The following is a 15,768-nucleotide window of genomic DNA, read 5'->3' on the forward strand; positions in this document are numbered from 1 at the left end:
CGGCCACCTTTAGTTCCGGCAGCTCATCATGGCGTCATCGATCAGCTGTTTGAGTTTTGCCGTGGTTTCCGAAACACCCACGGAGATGGTCGTGCCGGTTTTTCTTTCCCTGATCTCGATTTTCCCTTCCTGGGTCAGGCTTTTCCCCACCGTTACCCGGAAGGGGATACCGATCAGATCGGCATCCTTGAATTTGATGCCCGGCCTTTCGTCCCGGTCATCGAGCAGCACCTCGATACCGTTTTTGCGGAATTCATCATAGAGGTTTTCCGTGGCCCGGGTGATTTCCTCGTCCTTGACGGAAAGATTGAGCAGGATCACCTGAAAAGGGGCGATGGGGACCGGGAAGATGATGCCGTCCTTGTCGTGGTTCTGTTCGATGGCCGCGGCCACGGAACGGCTGACGCCGATGCCGTAGCAACCCATGACAAAGGGAATCTCCTTGCCCTGGTCGTCGAGAAAGGTGGCATGCAGCGCCTCGCTGTACGTGGTGCCCAGTTTAAAGATGTGTCCCACCTCGATACCGCGGGTCAGAGACAGCGCTCCGCCGCACAGGGGGCAGCGGTCATCGGCGGTGACCATGCGCAGATCGGCGGACTGACTGATGCTGAAATCGCGGCCGATCCTGACGTTTTGCAGGTGGAAGTTTTTTTCATTGGCGCCGGTGGTGAAGTTGGCCATCTTCGTCACTTCCAGATCAGCAACCATTTTCAGTTTCAGCCCGACGGGCCCGAGATAGCCGGTCGGAGTGCCGGTGAAATCAAAGGTTTCCTGCTCGTCGGCCAGCCGGACGTCAGTCGCGTGCAGCAGGTTCTGCAATTTGACCTCCTGCACCTCATGGTCGCCACGCAGCAGCACGGCCACCGGTTCACCGTCTGCCACGTAGATCATGGTTTTGACCAGGTTTTTCGGCGAAATATCAAGGAATTCGCAGACGGCCTGCACCTTGCGTTTGCCCGGCGTTTCAACGCGGCTGACCGGCAGTTCTTCGCCTGCCTCGGGGCCGGGGCTTTCCATGGCCCTGGCCTTTTCCATATTGGCGGCGTAGGAGCAGCTGGAGCAGATGACAATGGTGTCTTCGCCGGTATCGGCCAGCACCATGAATTCATGGGAAAAACTGCCGCCGATGGAGCCGGAGTCGGCCTCCACCGCCCTGAAGGTCAGGCCGCACCGTTGAAAAATCCGATGGTAGGCGGAGTTCATTTTTTCGTAGGTTTCTTCCGCCCCTTTTTCAGTGGCGTCGAAGCTGTAACCGTCCTTCATGATGAATTCCCGGCCCCGCATCAAGCCGAAACGAGGGCGGATTTCATCCCGGAATTTGGTTTGAATCTGGTAGAGGTTGACCGGCAGGTTGCGGTAGGAATGGATATTTTTTCGGACCAGATCGGTGATCACTTCCTCATGGGTGGGCCCGAGGCAGCTTTCACGGTCATGACGGTCGGTAAAACGGAGCAGTTCCGGTCCGTATTTCTTCCAGCGGCCGGATTCCTGCCAAAGGTCGGCCGGCTGCACCATGGGCAGGAGCAGCTCCTGGGCTCCGGCGTTGTTCATCTCCTCCCGGACGATCTGTTCGACCTTGCGGATGGATTTCAGACCCAGGGGGAGGTAGGAATAGATGCCGGAGGCAAGTTTGCGGATAAAGCCTGCCCGCAGCAGCAGCTTGTGGCTGATGACTTCAGCCTCGGCAGGGGTTTCTTTCAGAGTCGGTAAAAGCAGCTGGGTAAAGCGCATGATCGTCCTTATGGTTGTTTGTCTATATCTTCCTCCGTTTCCGGCGGAGGAATGATGAAACGGTGCGGTTTGTTTACATTTTTTTTTCTTCGGCCAGGGCGTCAAGTTCGGCGAGAAAGACCTCCAGCAGCTGGTCTTCCGGAACTTTTTTGTCCAGTTTCCCTTTTTTAAATATAATTCCCACTCCTTTGCCGCCCGCCAGGCCGATGTCAGCCTCTTTTGCCTCGCCCGGGCCGTTTACTATGCACCCCATGACGGCAACCTTCAGTGGCGTGTCCATCTGCTGAATGTGCTCTTCCACCTTTTCCGCCAGATTGAATAAATTGATCCGGCAGCGTCCGCAGGTGGGGCAGGAGATGAGTTCGGGGCCTCGCTCCCTGATGCGAAGGCAGCGGAGCAGTTCGTAGGAAACCCTGATTTCCTCAACCGGATCACGGGTAAGGGAAATACGGAATGTGTCGCCGATTCCTTCATAAAGCAACATTCCCAGGGCAACGCTCGATTTGACCGTGCCGGCGATGAGTCCGCCCGCTTCAGTCACCCCGAGGTGAAGCGGGTATTCGCACTGGCTTGAAAGCAGACGGTACGCCTCCACGGTGGTCAGGGTGTCGGATGACTTGAGGGAAATTTTCTGTTCGAAAAAATGAAGTTTTTCCAGCAGGCGGATGTTGCGTATGGCGCTTTCGACCAAAGCCTCGGCGGTCGGGTGCCCGTGGTGGGCCAGGATATCTTTTTCAACCGAACCGGAATTTACCCCAACCCGAATCGGCACATGATGCGCTTTGGCAGCCTCAACGACCTTGCCCAGTTTTTCCGGCCCGCCGATATTGCCGGGATTGATCCTGATTCCCTGGGCGCCGTTTTCCATGGCGGCAACCGCCAGTCGATGATCAAAATGGATGTCGGCGATCAGCGGGATGGAGATGCGGTCCCGGATGGCGCGGATTGCCCCGGCGGCCTCCATGTCCGGCACCGCAACCCGGATGATCTCACAGCCGGCTGACTCCAGTCTGCGGATTTGCTCAACCGTGCTCTCCACGTCGCGGGTGTCGGTATTGGTCATGGACTGAACGGCAATGGGAGCATTGCCGCCAATGGCCACATTGCCTACCTTGATTTGTTTTGTCGGTTTTCTTGTAATCATAGTGCAGCAACTATACATGTTTTTTTTGAAACTTTTAAGTCGGAAATGAACCTTCCCAAGGAAAATTTCTCATAACCGCGGATACCAAGGAGCAAAGCACCGGCAAACGGGGGAAATGACCGGGGAAATCATCCAGGAAGCCGGGCCCTGCGGTTTCTTCCCTGTTGAATTCCTTCATCGCTCCTGCTAGTATGGCGGCCATGAAATTCTTACTTTCTCTCATAGGTGTGGTTTTGATCCTGGAGGCGTTGCCCTATGTGGCCTTCCCCGAAGCCATGCAGAACTGGCTGAAACAGATTTCCTCAATGGATCCCGCTGTCCTGCGCGTTATCGGCCTGCTTGCCATGGGGGCGGGGCTTTTGCTCTGCTATCTTACCCAGCGGACAGGTTTACTGTAGTCTTTTGCTTACACTATTTTTGATTTCCCATGCCTGATAAAATCCCCCTTGATTATGATATTGATTCGTACCGCTATGAGCTGCCGCCGGAAAAGATCGCCCAGCATCCGGTTTCCCGGCGCGATTGTTCGAAGCTGCTGGCCCTTACCCGGCCAACCGGCGCCATCCATGACCATGTTTTTACTGATATCGTCGATTTTTTTTCCCCCGGTGATCTGCTTGTGGTGAACAACACCAGGGTTTTTCCGGCTCGACTTTTGGGCAATAAGGAAAGCGGCGGGCGGGTGGAACTGCTCGTGCTTCATTATCCCAAAGAGATGTCGCTGCCCGAGGACGGAAGCGGAAATTGCCGGGGACGGGCCGAGGTGGTGGGTCTGTTGCGCAGCTCCAAGCGCTGCCGGCCCGCACAGCGGATCATCTTTGCCGATGATTTTTCCGCCGAGGTGGTCGAGCTTCTTGCCGACGGCAAGGCGTTGGTGGAGCTGCATTACAGCGGCGATCTCGCCTTGCTTCTTGAACAGTATGGCCGGCTGCCTTTGCCTCCGTACATCAAAAGAAAGAAGGGGGAGGAAGGGCGGGACAGGGAACGTTATCAAACGGTTTTTGCCGCCCGGACCGGGGCCATTGCCGCACCCACCGCGGGATTGCATTTTACCGATGATCTGCTGGCCGCCATTGCCGACAAGGGAGTGGAAAGAGAGTCCGTCACCCTGCATGTCGGATACGGTACTTTTGCGCCGGTACGGGTACGGGATATCCGTGATCATCAGGTTCATTCCGAATTTTTAACGGTTTCGCAAAAGACGGCGGACAAAATAAATGAGGTCGGACTGAGGGGAAATCGAATATGGGCGGTGGGAACCACCACGGTCCGGGCTCTGGAATTCGCGGCTGATGCTTCGGGAATGATGCATGCCGCTGAAGGATGGTGCAGCCTGTATATAAAACCGGGATACAGATTCAAGCTGGTGAAAAATGTCATCACCAATTTTCATTTGCCCGGCTCTTCACTGCTTTTCATGGTCAGCGCCCTGGTCGGACGCGAGCAGCTCCTTTCCTGTTATCGACATGCCCTGGAACATGACTACCGTTTTTTCAGTTACGGCGATGCGATGATAATTCAGGGGGAATAGGAGCGGAGAGATCCGTTTCGGTAAGCAATGTCCGTGGGGACAAGGCTTAAATGGTGTCAGGGTTCAGGAGCCGGGAGTCACAAAAAAACATTTTTTCCCGGTTCCTGAATCGTAATCTGTTTTCCGGATTATGATGCCGCGGCGCAGGGGCATGCGGAAGATTCCTTGCCGCATCCGCCGGTTGCGGATGGGGAGGCGGGGGAGGCGTCGCACTTGCCTGATTTGCAGCTTGAGTATCCATCGGCGTACCAGCCGCCGCCCTTAAGGTGGAAGGCGCTGCTTGAGATGATTTTTTTCAGATTTCCATGGCAGTCCGGACAGTCAGTCAACGGTTCGTCGGAAATACTTTGCCAGGCCTCGGTAACCTTCTTGCATTTTTGGCACTCGTATTCGTAAATAGGCATTTGAGTTCTCCCTAAAAAAAGTATAATCTTTAAAAATGGTTAAAAAATGAAAACGTGAAGTCGTCTTCCGATTTGGGGAGGCTTCGGCTCACGAATATATTTTAATCCGGAAACGTACTGATAGTAATGTTGCGAAGCGAGTCTGTCAACTCTCAGACGACATTTTTCATTCAGTTCGAGGGCCAAGGAGGTAAAATCATGCAGCAGATTTTAAGTTTGCAGGCTGCGGAGGGAATGGTGCTGGCCAAGGATGTCAATACGCCGGATGGTCGCATTCTTTGCGGCAAGGGAACCACGCTCACCGCTTCCATGATTGATCGAATTATCAAAATGGAGGTGGGATATGTCACCGTGGAGGGGCATCCGGTTCAGGTTGAGGGTGAAAAGAGCCTGGAGCAGGAACTGGCCGATATTGAAAAACGATTTTCCCGGGTCAAGCATGTCCCGCCCCTCATGTACATCAAAAAGAAAATTATGCAGCGCACGGTTGCGGGCAGAAAGGGCGCGTAATGGACACGAAACAGGCGGATTTTCGTAAGGCACTGCGGGAGGTGAAAAATCTTCCCACCCTGCCCGGAATTATTTCCAAGCTGACCAGAATGGCGGAGGATCCGGACACGACCACGGAGCAGATGGGCAAGGTGATCAGCAAGGATCACATTCTCGCCGCAAAACTCCTGAAGCTTGTCAATTCGGCCTTTTACGGTTTTCCACAGAAAATCAGTTCGTTAAACAGTGCCATCATTCTCCTTGGGTTCAACGTTATCAAGAGTCTCATCATCAGTTCGTCGATTTTTGAGTTGATGGAGTCCCAGGATATGGAGCTGTGGGAGCATTCCCTGGGCTGCGCGGTTGTCTGCAGTGTGCTGGCCAAACGTCTTGAGGTAAGTGACCCGGAAGAGGTAAGCACCGCCGGTCTTATTCATGATATCGGCAAGGTGGCGATCAAGATGGAACTTCGTCGGGAATGCGAAGCCCTCGGCCAACTGGTTCGTGAGAAAGAGATCAGCATGCTTGCCGCCGAACGTGAACTGCTCGGGCTCGATCATGCCGAAGTCGGCGGTTGGCTGGCAAAAAGCTGGAATCTGCCGCCGAAGCTGGTGGAGTCCATTGCCTGCCATCATAATCCCACGGATGCCAAAGACGAAAAGCTCACCGCCGCAATTATTCATTTCAGCGATATTCTGATTCGTGGTCTCGGGTACGGTCACGGCGATGACGTCTGGGTGCCGCCGCTGAGCAAAAGCGCCTGGGAGATGCTGAATCTTTCGGCCCAGGACATTGATGAAATAATCGAGCAGGTTGAGGAAAAACTCTGGGATGTCAAGGGCTTCAGCCTGGAAATACAATCCGAGCTGGAACGAAGCGTTACATCTTGATAACAGATAGCAGGCAATGGAAATTGTCACTCCGGGACGGATATGAAACGCATTCTTATTGTCGGTGAAAACATTGTCGGCAGCTCCGAGCACAAGATTCTTCTCGAGGCCAAAGGATACCAGCCTTTGCTGATAAGGGATCTCCATTCCGCTGTTTCACTTATCCTGGAAGATCCGCCGGACATGCTTATTATGGATATCGATTTTGGTGAGAAACAGGAGGGGCTGGCATTGCTTAACGCGGTCAAGGGATGCCTGCAGAAAACAAATATTCCGGTCCTGCTGGTGGTGACGGAAAAACACGTGGCAACAGGTTTTAATTGGCAGACCTATCCGGTGGATGATATCCTGGTCCGCCCCTTTTCTCCGGAATTGATGCTGGCCCGCATTCAGCTCGCCGAAGCACGGATGATACGCGTGTTTGACAACAATCCGCTCAGCAAACTGCCGGGCAACACCTCCATCCTCAAAGCGATCCAGCGAGCCATCGATGCGGATGAAAGCTATGGTGTCTGCTACATCGATATTGATAATTTCAAGCCGTACAATGACCGCTACGGCTTTTCCCAAGGGGATGACGTTATCCTCATGGTGGCCCGTATCGCCGTGAACGTCATTGATGAGCTGGCCCGGGACGGCAGCTTTGTCGGCCATGTGGGCGGCGATGATTTTGTTTTTATTGTCGGAGAAGAAAAGGTGAAGCCTGTTTGTGAACGGATACTTGCCAATTTTGATGTTGTTCGCAACATGTTCATTCCGGCGGAGGATCTGAAGGTCGGCTGTTATGTGGAAAAGGACCGGCAGGGCAGGGAAACCATATTCGGCCTGCTCAGCCTTTCCATTGCAGTGGTCATGACCGGTTCCCATGTTTACAGCCATTCAGGCGAGGTTTCCACCGCAGCCTCCGAGGTGAAGCACTTTGTCAAACAGAAAGAGGGAAGCAATTATATGATTGATCGCCGCTCTCTGAAAGGCTAGTACATTGTATATGTTAAAGTTTCGGATAAAGCCGTTTTAGTTTTATTCGCGCATCATCTGTTCTAAACTGCCAATCAACCTTAGTCTGGCGGTTATTTCGATCAATGTTCCATGCCGCCACTTCAGCTCGCATCTTCTCGATACAATCAATCCGGCCTGCAAGGCATTGCCGCTTCAATACACTGAGTTCAATCTCTGCTATGTTCAGCCAACTCCCGTGTTTCGGGGTGTAGTGTATTTCAAGACGTTCCGCCAAGCCCCTGGCTTCTTCAGGTGGGAAAGCCGCATAGAGCGAGGCCGTGTCGTGTGTATTGAGGTTGTCCATGACCAAAACTACTTTCTTGGCATCGGCATAACGCTCTTCAAGCATCTCTTTGATGAAATGGGCCCAATCAATCCGTGTCCGCTGTTCAGTAATTTTTACCTTGCGCTTTCCCCCAAGCGGTTCTACCTCAAGTAATATGCTTGCGACCCCATTGCGAACATATTCATCATCCATCAGAACAGGATGGCCAGGGGCTGCCGGAATAGGCTCATGCACCTCCCCGATTAACTGTACACTCGATTCATCCATGCACACAACCGGGAATTCTTGACTATACGGACGCGCATAAACTTCGAGTATATCTTCCATTGCCGCTACAAAACTGGCGTTTTGATCCGGCGGTATCTTCCAGTATTTGCTTTGGTGAGGCTTAAGTTCATTTTTTTTAAAGTGTTACATACCGTCATCGGAGAAACACTCGTTACCATCTTCAGCTCGACCATTTTCTCAGCCAACAGACGTACTGTCCATCGATTTTTACCTTCTGGAGCATCCGAACATGCCAAAGCCAAAAGATGTGCTTCAAATTCTCCTCCGAATTGAATTTCTCGCGGAGGGGTCTCGCGCTCCTTACGTTCAAGGGCGGCAGAAAGACCTTCTTCAACAAATCGTTTCTTTAAGTGTTCTAAACTCCGCGTCGTTGTCCCTAAAGCTTCTGCGACCTGAGTGACAACCCACTTCGGTCCATGTTCCCCCGCATCAAGCAGAAGTAATGCTCGAGCATACAGTACGGTGCGGGCTGCCCTTTTCCCTTTAGTTGAAATAGCCTCCAAATCTTCCCGTTCCTCTTTTGTTAATGTCACTCTGTATCTTGGTGCCATGTCGTCCTCCTTGTATTTTGAAGACGACTATAACAAATATCACGCAAAAATACGAAAACTTAAATTTTACATTGTACTAGTGGCATGTCAAGCTTGAATTGTCCTTGTAGGTCGGCATACCCATGCCGACATTTCCCTGTCGGGAAAGGTTTCCCGACCTGCAAATGAAACGTCGGATGATACTTGAGCCGACACGAGCCTTTTCCCGTTTGTCCTTCCGCTTGTTTCACATGGGGTGAAGATTTATTCCCCTTTGATCTTTTTTTCTGCCTGACCTTCCCGTGCTTTTGTCGTTTCGTCTACACCTGTGCCGTGTTATGGAGCGATTTTCTATTTCCAATTTCTTCAATCGAAGTCATATCTCCGCTTTTCTTTTTCTGTTTCTTGACCGGGAATGTTGATTTGTGATGAAAAAGTAAAAAATGAATGGATATGCTTGCTAAATCTCAATTGTCGATTATATAAAAAAATATCTTTTAGAGCCTCTTTCAAAATGAACAGCCTACAAGGCTGTCCACAATTTGATCTTTGACAATCTATCCGATCAGGCGTAGGAGCTGATCCGCAAACAGGGTGATGACCCCGAACATCAAGTGCTGGGTCACCTTGCAGTGTCCCTTGACCATGACATTGTTAGCGCCGAAGTCTTCTTTCAATCGGCTGTTTGCCCGTTCCGCGCTGGACCGGATTTTATAGCGCTCTGCCTCGTGCGGTGCCATGGGGACAACCTCTTGGCCGCGGCCATTCTTATCTGTGATTGGAACATGGCCGAACTTCCGGCTGGTCTCCTCGATCCGCTTGGCATCGTAGGCTGCATCCATCAAATCGTAGAGATAGGTCACCTTTCCGCTGGTCAACTTGATCAGCGGAATCGCTACCTGGCTGTCATGCAGCGAAGCAGAGGTTACAAGGGCACTGATTGGCAGGCCGATATCGTTGATGTCCAGATGCAGCTTGAAACCGTTCCATGATATTTTGTACCCCTTGGCGTCCTTCTTGGTGCCACGATCACAGGCAACCGGCAACTCACCAATGGCTTCCTCGGCACTCTGGCGGACCTGACGGTCAAGCCGCTTCTCGATGGCCGGCGTCCGTTGCTCGCCTTTGGCGGGACGCCCCCTCTTGCGAGGCTTCTTCGGCTCCCTGGCCACCTTCTTCGCCGCTTTCTCACGTCCGGCAATGGCCGTGGAGTCCCGGCTGATGTGTCCGACAAGCTCTTCGCCAAGGTATTCCTTCACCAGTGCATCATGGACCCGCCCACCAAGACTGCCGGCGGCAAATTCGGCAAAGGCCCGCGACAAGGTAGGCTCCGACGGGATAGCATTGGAAGTGGCAAATCCGCATATCTGCCGCAGATTCCCTGCTGATTGCAGAGCCCGACGCAGGTCGCTGGTCGTCGGATATCGGTAGAGCGCCTTTGCCACGAATGCTCGGGCGCAAGCCTGTCGGTCAAGAGGCTTGCGCCCGGGATACTGATATCGACGTATGTTCCTTGGTACGTGTTGCTCAACCTGGATAATCTCCAGAATAGACACCAGGCGTTCCTCCTGCGCGGTGAGCGGAGCTTGCAAACATTTGTTCAGATGGGGAAACAGACTTCTTTGGACATACCCCATCAACCATGATATTTTGTCGGTGAGCTTCACGGCGTTCTCCTGTGTTCTGTTTTGCTGGTTACAAAACAATACCAGAAAACGCCGTGAAGTTCAATTATTTCAATATGTTACGCGATAATATCTTTTGTGTGGCGCGTCTCGTCATTTTGAAAGAGGCTCATAAAGGAAATATGTCTTCACAATGAAAAGCCGAGTTGTAATAAAGTACCTGACGCAAGGAGGGAAATATGAGTAAATCGCTTGTTGAGATGGCTGCGGACATTGTCAAGTCACAATGTGCCTGCACAAGTATGACGTCGGATGAGATCGGGCTGTCATTGCAGAACACCTTTACTTTGCTGCAATCCCTGCAGCAAACTGAATTGTCTGCTGATGCGGGTCAAGCAGAAGCGACCGGGGAGGAAAGCGTCCCTGTCGCGATTACGCCGGAAAAATCAATCCAGAAGAATAAAATAATCTGCCTTGAGTGCGGCCGGTCCTTCAAGCAGTTGTCGCCGAAACATCTTGCCGGGCATGGACTGACCGGCCGAGATTATCGAAAGAAATACGGGTTTTCCCTCCGTCAGCCTCTTTGTGCAAAGGCGCTGTCGGAACGCCGTAAAAAGGCCGGCAAGGAGCGCGGTGTTCCGGAGAATCTTTTAAAGGCCATCGCCGAGCGGAAAAAGAAGGGCGGCGCGAAACAGAAATCGGCGAAGAAGACGAAGTAAAAAACGATTTTATTTTACTTCTTTCAATCCGTCTTGTAATAAAAAGCACGCAGGGAATGGATCTTTGCGTGCTTTTTTTATGTTGATTTATTGTGTCAGGCGTCGGAAGTGATAGGTATCTTTGATTCAGGTGTCGGCGGAATGACGGTGGCCAAAGCCATTGAACAACTGCTGCCCCAAAAAAATATAGTCTATTTCGGGGATCTTGCCAGGACTCCCTATGGTTCGAAAAGTCCGGAAACCATCCGGAAATATTCACGCCAGAATACCGAGTTGCTGCTCGATAAAGGGGCAAAAATCATTGTCATCGCCTGTAATTCCGCGGCAAGTGTGGCCTCGGACCTGCTGGCCGGCGAGTTCAGCGCCCCGGTTTTTGAGGTTATCACTCCGGCCATCCATCGGGCCATCAATCTGTCGAAAAACGGACGGATAGGGGTGATAGGCACCAGGGCAACGATTAAAAGCAACATCTATGAGTCGAAAATCCGGCAAATCCGGCCGGATGCGGCGGTGCTCTCCCAGCCCTGTCCCCTGCTGGTTCCCTTGGTGGAAGAAGGGTGGCTGGACAAGCGGGAAACCAAGATGATCATCCGTCGTTATCTGCATCCGTTGAAGCATAAAGGTGTTGATACCCTGGTGCTGGGATGTACCCATTACCCGCTGCTCAAGCATCTTATCGGGCCGCGGATCGGCAACGGGGTCAATGTGATTGATTCTTCCACTGCTGTCGCCTGGGTGGTAAAGCAGTATCTTGTTGATCACCCCGAGATGGACAGTCAGTTGACCAACGGCGGAGAGCGCTTTTATTATGTTTCGGATGTCACCGATGCGGCTCAGAAGACCGCCCAGCGGATTTTCGGCAGAAAAGTAGAACTTATTCAGGTTGATATGGAAGGAAGTTGAAATGAAAAAAATGTTACTTTTGCTGCAGATGCTCCTTATTCTCTTTTTTTCCGTTGTCGGTCACTGCGATGACTTGACCCCGACTGCCGTTGCCACGAAGATTCAGGAAAAATACGAGAGGACAAATGCTTTTAAAGCCGATTTTTTGCAAACATCAAATATAAGCGGCATGCAGCATCGCGAGCGGCAGGGCAGCGGCACAATGGCGATCCAGAAACCGGCTTTGCTTCGTTGGGATTATTCATCTCCGGACATCCAGGTGCTGGTAAGCGATGGAGAGAATTTCTCCCTTTATTTCGCCTCGGAAAAACAGATGATTGTCACCCCTGCCAAAGAGTATTTGCAGGAGGATGTGACCTATAGCTTCTTTTCCGGGACCGGCAACCTGCTGCGGGATTTTGACGTGACGGACGCACCCGGTTTTCTCGACCAGGAAGGCAGCCACGTGATCGCCCTCAAGCCGAAAAATCCGCATCCCCAGGTGGAGATCATGTATGTCTGGGTGGATAAGGACACTTTTCTCATCAACCATCTGCAGATTCAGGATCATCTGGGCAGTTTGACCGATCTTGTTTTTTTCAATCCGGTGGTTGATAAACCGTTTCCGGTCGAACATTTCCATTTTACCCCCCCTGAAGGAACGGAAATAATCAGGCAATAGCCTTTTTGTTTTTTTTCAATGACCGGTTTATGGTTTGCGGAGGATGGTTTGCTGTTGACCTGAAACCGGAACCGGAACTCAAAGCAGTCGAATGACACCATCATCTCCTTTCCATGTGGCGCTTGTCTCCATGCCGTGGGCCATTTTTAACCGGCCTTCCATCCAGCTCGGTACCCTGAAAAGTTATCTGGAGGGAAAAGCGGACGGTATCAAGGTGCGTTCGCTGCATCCGTATCTTGCAGTGGCAAAAGATCTCGGCAAGGATCTTTATCACGCGATTTCCGCCAATGTCTGGGTCTGCGAGGCGCTTTACGCGGCACTTCTCTTTCCGGAACAGCGCGGTCGGGCCAAGGAGCTGGCGGAAAAAGAGTTTCAGTCCGACAACCGGACGCTTCCTTTTGATTTTGATGCTGTCTGTGCGCAACTGGACAAAAACCTGAAAATGTGGGCGGCAGGCGTTGACTGGCGGGACATTGATCTGGTCGGTTTTTCCGTTTGTTTCAATCAGCTCTTTGCCACTCTTGTTGCGGTTCGGGAATTGAAAGAAAGACGTCCCGGCCTGGTGATCGTGCTTGGCGGCTCTTCCTGTCATGATGATGTTGCAGGCGCCCTTTTCCGCTCTTTTGATGTTGATTACATGATCAGCGGCGAAGGGGAGGAACCGTTTCTTTCGCTGTGCCGATATCTGGCCGGGCTGGACAAAAGGCTGCACGCGCGGGTGCATCATGCCGGTCCTCCTGCCCAACCTTCACCGGCGCCGGCGGACGGGCAGGTCAATTTGACCGAACTTGCTGTTCCTGATTATGATGACTATTTTCGGGAAATGGAAAATTTGTTCAGCCGCAATACCTTCATCCCTGTTCTGCCGATTGAATTTTCCCGTGGATGCTGGTGGCGGCGATGTACTTTCTGCAATCTGAATCTGCAGTGGCGCGGCTATCGTTTCAAAAAGGCGGAAAAGATGGCACGCGAGGTGCTGTTGCTGGCCAACCGCTATAAAACCCTGGACTTTACCTTCACGGATAACGCGCTGCCGCTCAAGGATGCAGCCACCTTTTTTACGACGATGGCGCGGTCCGCCCATGACTACCGTTTCTTTGCGGAAATTCGGGCGGATTATCGAGGGACGATGCTCGCCCAAAGCCGACAAGGCGGCCTTGCTGCCGTCCAGGTGGGGATTGAATCCTTCAGCAACTCGTTGCTGCAGAAATTTGCCAAAGGGGTCACGGTGATCGAAAATCTGGCGATCATGCGTGATGCGGCGGCCGGCGGCGTCGTGCTTGACGGCAATCTGATCGTTGAATTTCCGGGAAGCACCTCGGCCGAGGTCGAGGAGACACTGACGGTCCTTGATTTTGCTTTTCCTTTTCACCCCCTCTCCACCGCCTCTTTTTTCCTCGGCCACGGCAGTCCCGTGGATTGCCGGGCCAGGGATTACGGAATTTCGGCAAAAACGGTGCATCCCCATTTTGCGGCCATGCTGCCCGCGGAGATTGCCGCGGATTTCCCTTTTCTCATCAAGGGATACCGGGGGGATCGACAAAAACAGCGCAGGATGTGGCAGCCGGTGGTGGACAAGGTTCGCCGGTGGCGCGCCTTTCATGAAAAAAAAACAGGCGGCGGGAACCCTTTTCTTTCATATCGCGATGGTGGTGATTTTCTCATTATCCGTCAGGTGCTGCCGGCAGGAGATGTTCTGCATCATCGGCTGCAAGGCCTGTCCCGCGAAATATATCGCGCCTGTAATGATATTATCGACCCGGCCTCCCTTGCCCGGATGTTTCCGTCATTGAGCGTGAAACAGATTGAGAACTTTTTAAATGACCTTGTCGCCAAGCGGCTCGTCTTCCGTGAAGGTGACAGATTTCTCGCCCTGGCGGTCAGGGATGGGAAAAATTGATGTTGCGTCCCAGACAAATGGCTGTTGCCTGATTGGATAAAGAATATGGATACCTTTGATAAACAGACGATGCTTGTTGTCGGCGGCTGCCGCAGCGGCAAGAGCCGCTTTGCGGAACAATGGGCCACCGAGCGTTTCGCCAGAAAAATCTATGTGGCCACCATGGTTATCGGCGATGACAAGGAAATGGCGAAACGGGTGCGGATACATCGTCGGGACCGTGGGGAAAACTGGCGGACCATCGAGGAATCGAGTAATCTGCCGTCCGTGTTGCGTGACCTTTGCCGTGAAACGGATGTATTCCTCATCGATTGTCTCACCCTGTGGCTGACCAATCTTCTGTTGGATGAGAACACCGATGAGGCCATTTCCGGCAAGGTGAAGGAGCTGATCCAGGCCCTGGAGGAGTGCCCGATATCGGTGGTGCTGGTCGCCAATGAGGTGGGGATGGGAATTGTGCCTGAATCGTCCCTTGCCCGGCGTTTCCGGGATCTTGCCGGCTGGTGCAACCAGCAGATCGGCGCCCGCTGTGACAAGGTTGTTTTCATGGCGGCCGGATTGCCGCTTACTTTGAAATAAGGGAGGAACAATGAGCAAGCATGGGGGCAATATAGTTGCCGTTGCCAAAGAGCTCGGTTGCCGGGTAGTCGACCTGATCGATATGAGCAGCAACCTGACACCCTTGGGTATGGCTCCCGGACTCAGACAGGTTCTTGAACAGGGGCTGTCGCAGATAGCCTATCTGCCCGAAACGGAAAGTGAAACCCTGCGCAATATTTTTGCCGCAAGATTCGGCCTGGCTGAAAACGAGGTTCTGGTCGGCAACGGAACCACCGAGTTTATCTTTGCCTTGCCGTGGGCCTTTACGGGCCGGCGGGCGGTGATCGTCAATCCGACCTATTCCGATTATCAGCTGGCCTGTTCATGGGCCGGTGTCGAGGTGGTCGATTTCATGCTCGACCGTGACCGGGATTTTCAGCTTGATCTGCACCGGCTTTCGTCGCAACTCCGAGGCGGGGAGCTGGTCTTTCTCTGCAACCCCAACAATCCCACCGGCGTACTGACACCAAACCGTGAGCTGCATGATTTTATCGTCAACCATCCGCAAACGTTTTTTCTGGTGGATGAATCCTATCTGCCGTTTACCCGGGATATATCGCAGCTCACCCTTGAGCTGCCCGGCAATCTTTTTGTTCTCTTTTCTTCTTCCAAGATATATGGTATTCCAGGGCTCCGGCTCGGTTTTCTGGTTTCCCGCGCCGCCAACCTGAAAAAACTCGGCGAGCGCCGCAAACCATGGGGGGTCAACCGGATCGCCCAGTTGGCGGGGGAGTTTCTCCTCACCCATGGTGAGGTTTATGCGGAGCAGGTACGCGCGTTTCTTGAAAAGGAGCGCCCCTGGTTTGTCGACCGATTGGCGAAAATTCCCGGAATCGAGGTTATTCCCGGCAACGCCAATTTCATCCTCATCCGACTGCACGGACAGATGACGGCACGGCAACTGCGGGATAAAATGCTGGTTCGAAGAATCATGATTCGTAACTGCGATAATTTCGAAGGGCTTGACGATACGTTTTTCCGCATCTGCCTGAAGGAGCGCAAGGAAAACGAGGCATGCATCAGGGCCTTGTCCGACATAGTTGCCGAAAGGTAAAAAAAAGAATTATT

General features: G+C 52.6%; 17 protein-coding genes. 11 read left to right on the plus strand and 6 right to left on the minus strand.

Annotated elements, in window-relative coordinates; genetic code table 11:
* Nucleotides 1–9: 9 nt before the first annotated feature.
* Nucleotides 10–1,731, minus strand: coding sequence for a proline--tRNA ligase (locus BM485_07560; GenBank protein ID OKY75579.1), 1,722 nt, complete (start codon nucleotides 1,729–1,731; stop codon nucleotides 10–12).
* A 73-nt stretch (nucleotides 1,732–1,804) separates the two neighbouring features.
* Nucleotides 1,805–2,875, minus strand: coding sequence for a 4-hydroxy-3-methylbut-2-en-1-yl diphosphate synthase (locus BM485_07565; GenBank protein OKY75580.1), 1,071 nt, complete (start codon nucleotides 2,873–2,875; stop codon nucleotides 1,805–1,807).
* Between the two features lie 200 nt (nucleotides 2,876–3,075).
* Between BM485_07565 and BM485_07570 the strand changes: the two genes are divergently transcribed.
* Nucleotides 3,076–3,273 carry a hypothetical protein gene (locus BM485_07570; protein OKY75774.1) on the plus strand — a complete coding sequence of 66 codons (198 nt, stop codon included), beginning with the start codon at nucleotides 3,076–3,078 and terminating at the stop codon, nucleotides 3,271–3,273.
* Nucleotides 3,274–3,302: 29 nt separating this feature from the next.
* Entirely contained in the window at nucleotides 3,303–4,406 is a 1,104-nt protein-coding gene (locus BM485_07575; protein ID OKY75581.1) for a tRNA preQ1(34) S-adenosylmethionine ribosyltransferase-isomerase QueA, read from the plus strand.
* Nucleotides 4,407–4,534: 128 nt separating this feature from the next.
* Here the strand turns inward: BM485_07575 and BM485_07580 are convergent, their stop codons facing one another.
* The gene (locus BM485_07580; protein OKY75582.1) at nucleotides 4,535–4,810 is read right to left on the minus strand and encodes a transcriptional regulator; all 276 of its coding nucleotides are present in this window, start codon (nucleotides 4,808–4,810) and stop codon (nucleotides 4,535–4,537) included.
* 198 nt (nucleotides 4,811–5,008) lie between these two features.
* Between BM485_07580 and BM485_07585 the strand changes: the two genes are divergently transcribed.
* Genes BM485_07585 through BM485_07595 form a run of 3 tightly spaced genes read left to right on the plus strand, consistent with a single transcriptional unit; the run spans nucleotide 5,009 to nucleotide 7,167 of the window.
* Nucleotides 5,009–5,320, plus strand: a complete 312-nt coding sequence (locus BM485_07585) for a hypothetical protein (GenBank protein OKY75583.1) — start codon at nucleotides 5,009–5,011, stop codon at nucleotides 5,318–5,320.
* Nucleotides 5,320–6,189, plus strand: a complete 870-nt coding sequence (locus tag BM485_07590) for an HD family phosphohydrolase (protein ID OKY75584.1) — start codon at nucleotides 5,320–5,322, stop codon at nucleotides 6,187–6,189. The genes BM485_07585 and BM485_07590 overlap by 1 nt, the downstream gene beginning before the upstream one ends.
* A 42-nt stretch (nucleotides 6,190–6,231) precedes the next feature.
* Complete coding sequence (locus BM485_07595) at nucleotides 6,232–7,167, plus strand: diguanylate cyclase response regulator (protein OKY75585.1); 936 nt, start codon at nucleotides 6,232–6,234, stop codon at nucleotides 7,165–7,167.
* 13 nt (nucleotides 7,168–7,180) lie between these two features.
* Here BM485_07595 and BM485_07600 read toward each other — a convergent pair whose 3' ends face one another.
* The 3 genes from BM485_07600 to BM485_07610 all read right to left on the minus strand — a co-directional run bounded on the left by BM485_07600 (nucleotide 7,181) and on the right by BM485_07610 (nucleotide 9,929).
* Nucleotides 7,181–7,801, minus strand: a complete 621-nt coding sequence (locus tag BM485_07600) for an IS630 family transposase (protein ID OKY75586.1) — start codon at nucleotides 7,799–7,801, stop codon at nucleotides 7,181–7,183.
* A 5-nt stretch (nucleotides 7,802–7,806) separates the two neighbouring features.
* Entirely contained in the window at nucleotides 7,807–8,313 is a 507-nt protein-coding gene (locus BM485_07605) for an IS630 family transposase (protein OKY75587.1), read from the minus strand.
* 536 nt (nucleotides 8,314–8,849) lie between these two features.
* Nucleotides 8,850–9,929 carry a hypothetical protein gene (locus BM485_07610; protein ID OKY75775.1) on the minus strand — a complete coding sequence of 360 codons (1,080 nt, stop codon included), beginning with the start codon at nucleotides 9,927–9,929 and terminating at the stop codon, nucleotides 8,850–8,852.
* Between the two features lie 227 nt (nucleotides 9,930–10,156).
* On the opposite strand from BM485_07610, the gene BM485_07615 reads away from it, so the two are divergent.
* From BM485_07615 to BM485_07640, 6 genes are all read left to right on the plus strand, one after another.
* The gene (locus BM485_07615; protein OKY75588.1) at nucleotides 10,157–10,636 is read left to right on the plus strand and encodes a transcriptional regulator; all 480 of its coding nucleotides are present in this window, start codon (nucleotides 10,157–10,159) and stop codon (nucleotides 10,634–10,636) included.
* A gap of 108 nt (nucleotides 10,637–10,744) precedes the next feature.
* Nucleotides 10,745–11,539 (plus strand): glutamate racemase, encoded by a 795-nt coding sequence (locus BM485_07620; GenBank protein ID OKY75589.1) that lies wholly within the window; start codon nucleotides 10,745–10,747, stop codon nucleotides 11,537–11,539.
* 1 nt (nucleotide 11,540) lies between these two features.
* On the plus strand, nucleotides 11,541–12,200 hold the full coding sequence (locus tag BM485_07625; GenBank protein ID OKY75590.1) for a hypothetical protein: 660 nt from the start codon (nucleotides 11,541–11,543) through the stop codon (nucleotides 12,198–12,200).
* Between the two features lie 91 nt (nucleotides 12,201–12,291).
* Complete coding sequence (locus tag BM485_07630) at nucleotides 12,292–14,100, plus strand: hypothetical protein (protein OKY75591.1); 1,809 nt, start codon at nucleotides 12,292–12,294, stop codon at nucleotides 14,098–14,100.
* Between the two features lie 69 nt (nucleotides 14,101–14,169).
* Nucleotides 14,170–14,679: a bifunctional adenosylcobinamide kinase/adenosylcobinamide-phosphate guanylyltransferase gene (locus BM485_07635; GenBank protein ID OKY75776.1), complete on the plus strand. Its 510-nt coding sequence runs from the start codon at nucleotides 14,170–14,172 to the stop codon at nucleotides 14,677–14,679.
* Nucleotides 14,680–14,689: 10 nt separating this feature from the next.
* Nucleotides 14,690–15,754, plus strand: coding sequence for a hypothetical protein (locus BM485_07640; GenBank protein ID OKY75592.1), 1,065 nt, complete (start codon nucleotides 14,690–14,692; stop codon nucleotides 15,752–15,754).
* Nucleotides 15,755–15,768: the final 14 nt, after the last annotated feature.

The organism is Desulfobulbaceae bacterium DB1 (genome assembly GCA_001914235.1).
GTDB lineage: Bacteria > Desulfobacterota > Desulfobulbia > Desulfobulbales > SURF-16 > DB1.

What these genes read in the sequence shown, in the direction of transcription:
- BM485_07605 (OKY75587.1), bottom strand. Translation starts at nt 8,313, where the DNA reads ATGGCACCAAGATACAGAGTGACATTAACAAAAGAGGAACGGGAAGAT.
- BM485_07560 (OKY75579.1), bottom strand. Translation starts at nt 1,731, where the DNA reads ATGCGCTTTACCCAGCTGCTTTTACCGACTCTGAAAGAAACCCCTGCC.
- BM485_07600 (OKY75586.1), bottom strand. Translation starts at nt 7,801, where the DNA reads ATGGAAGATATACTCGAAGTTTATGCGCGTCCGTATAGTCAAGAATTC.
- BM485_07595 (OKY75585.1), top strand. Translation starts at nt 6,232, where the DNA reads ATGAAACGCATTCTTATTGTCGGTGAAAACATTGTCGGCAGCTCCGAG.
- BM485_07635 (OKY75776.1), top strand. Translation starts at nt 14,170, where the DNA reads ATGCTTGTTGTCGGCGGCTGCCGCAGCGGCAAGAGCCGCTTTGCGGAA.
- BM485_07570 (OKY75774.1), top strand. Translation starts at nt 3,076, where the DNA reads ATGAAATTCTTACTTTCTCTCATAGGTGTGGTTTTGATCCTGGAGGCG.
- BM485_07625 (OKY75590.1), top strand. Translation starts at nt 11,541, where the DNA reads ATGAAAAAAATGTTACTTTTGCTGCAGATGCTCCTTATTCTCTTTTTT.
- BM485_07565 (OKY75580.1), bottom strand. Translation starts at nt 2,875, where the DNA reads ATGATTACAAGAAAACCGACAAAACAAATCAAGGTAGGCAATGTGGCC.
- BM485_07640 (OKY75592.1), top strand. Translation starts at nt 14,690, where the DNA reads ATGAGCAAGCATGGGGGCAATATAGTTGCCGTTGCCAAAGAGCTCGGT.
- BM485_07575 (OKY75581.1), top strand. Translation starts at nt 3,303, where the DNA reads ATGCCTGATAAAATCCCCCTTGATTATGATATTGATTCGTACCGCTAT.
- BM485_07630 (OKY75591.1), top strand. Translation starts at nt 12,292, where the DNA reads ATGACACCATCATCTCCTTTCCATGTGGCGCTTGTCTCCATGCCGTGG.
- BM485_07590 (OKY75584.1), top strand. Translation starts at nt 5,320, where the DNA reads ATGGACACGAAACAGGCGGATTTTCGTAAGGCACTGCGGGAGGTGAAA.
- BM485_07585 (OKY75583.1), top strand. Translation starts at nt 5,009, where the DNA reads ATGCAGCAGATTTTAAGTTTGCAGGCTGCGGAGGGAATGGTGCTGGCC.
- BM485_07615 (OKY75588.1), top strand. Translation starts at nt 10,157, where the DNA reads ATGAGTAAATCGCTTGTTGAGATGGCTGCGGACATTGTCAAGTCACAA.
- BM485_07610 (OKY75775.1), bottom strand. Translation starts at nt 9,929, where the DNA reads ATGGGGTATGTCCAAAGAAGTCTGTTTCCCCATCTGAACAAATGTTTG.
- BM485_07580 (OKY75582.1), bottom strand. Translation starts at nt 4,810, where the DNA reads ATGCCTATTTACGAATACGAGTGCCAAAAATGCAAGAAGGTTACCGAG.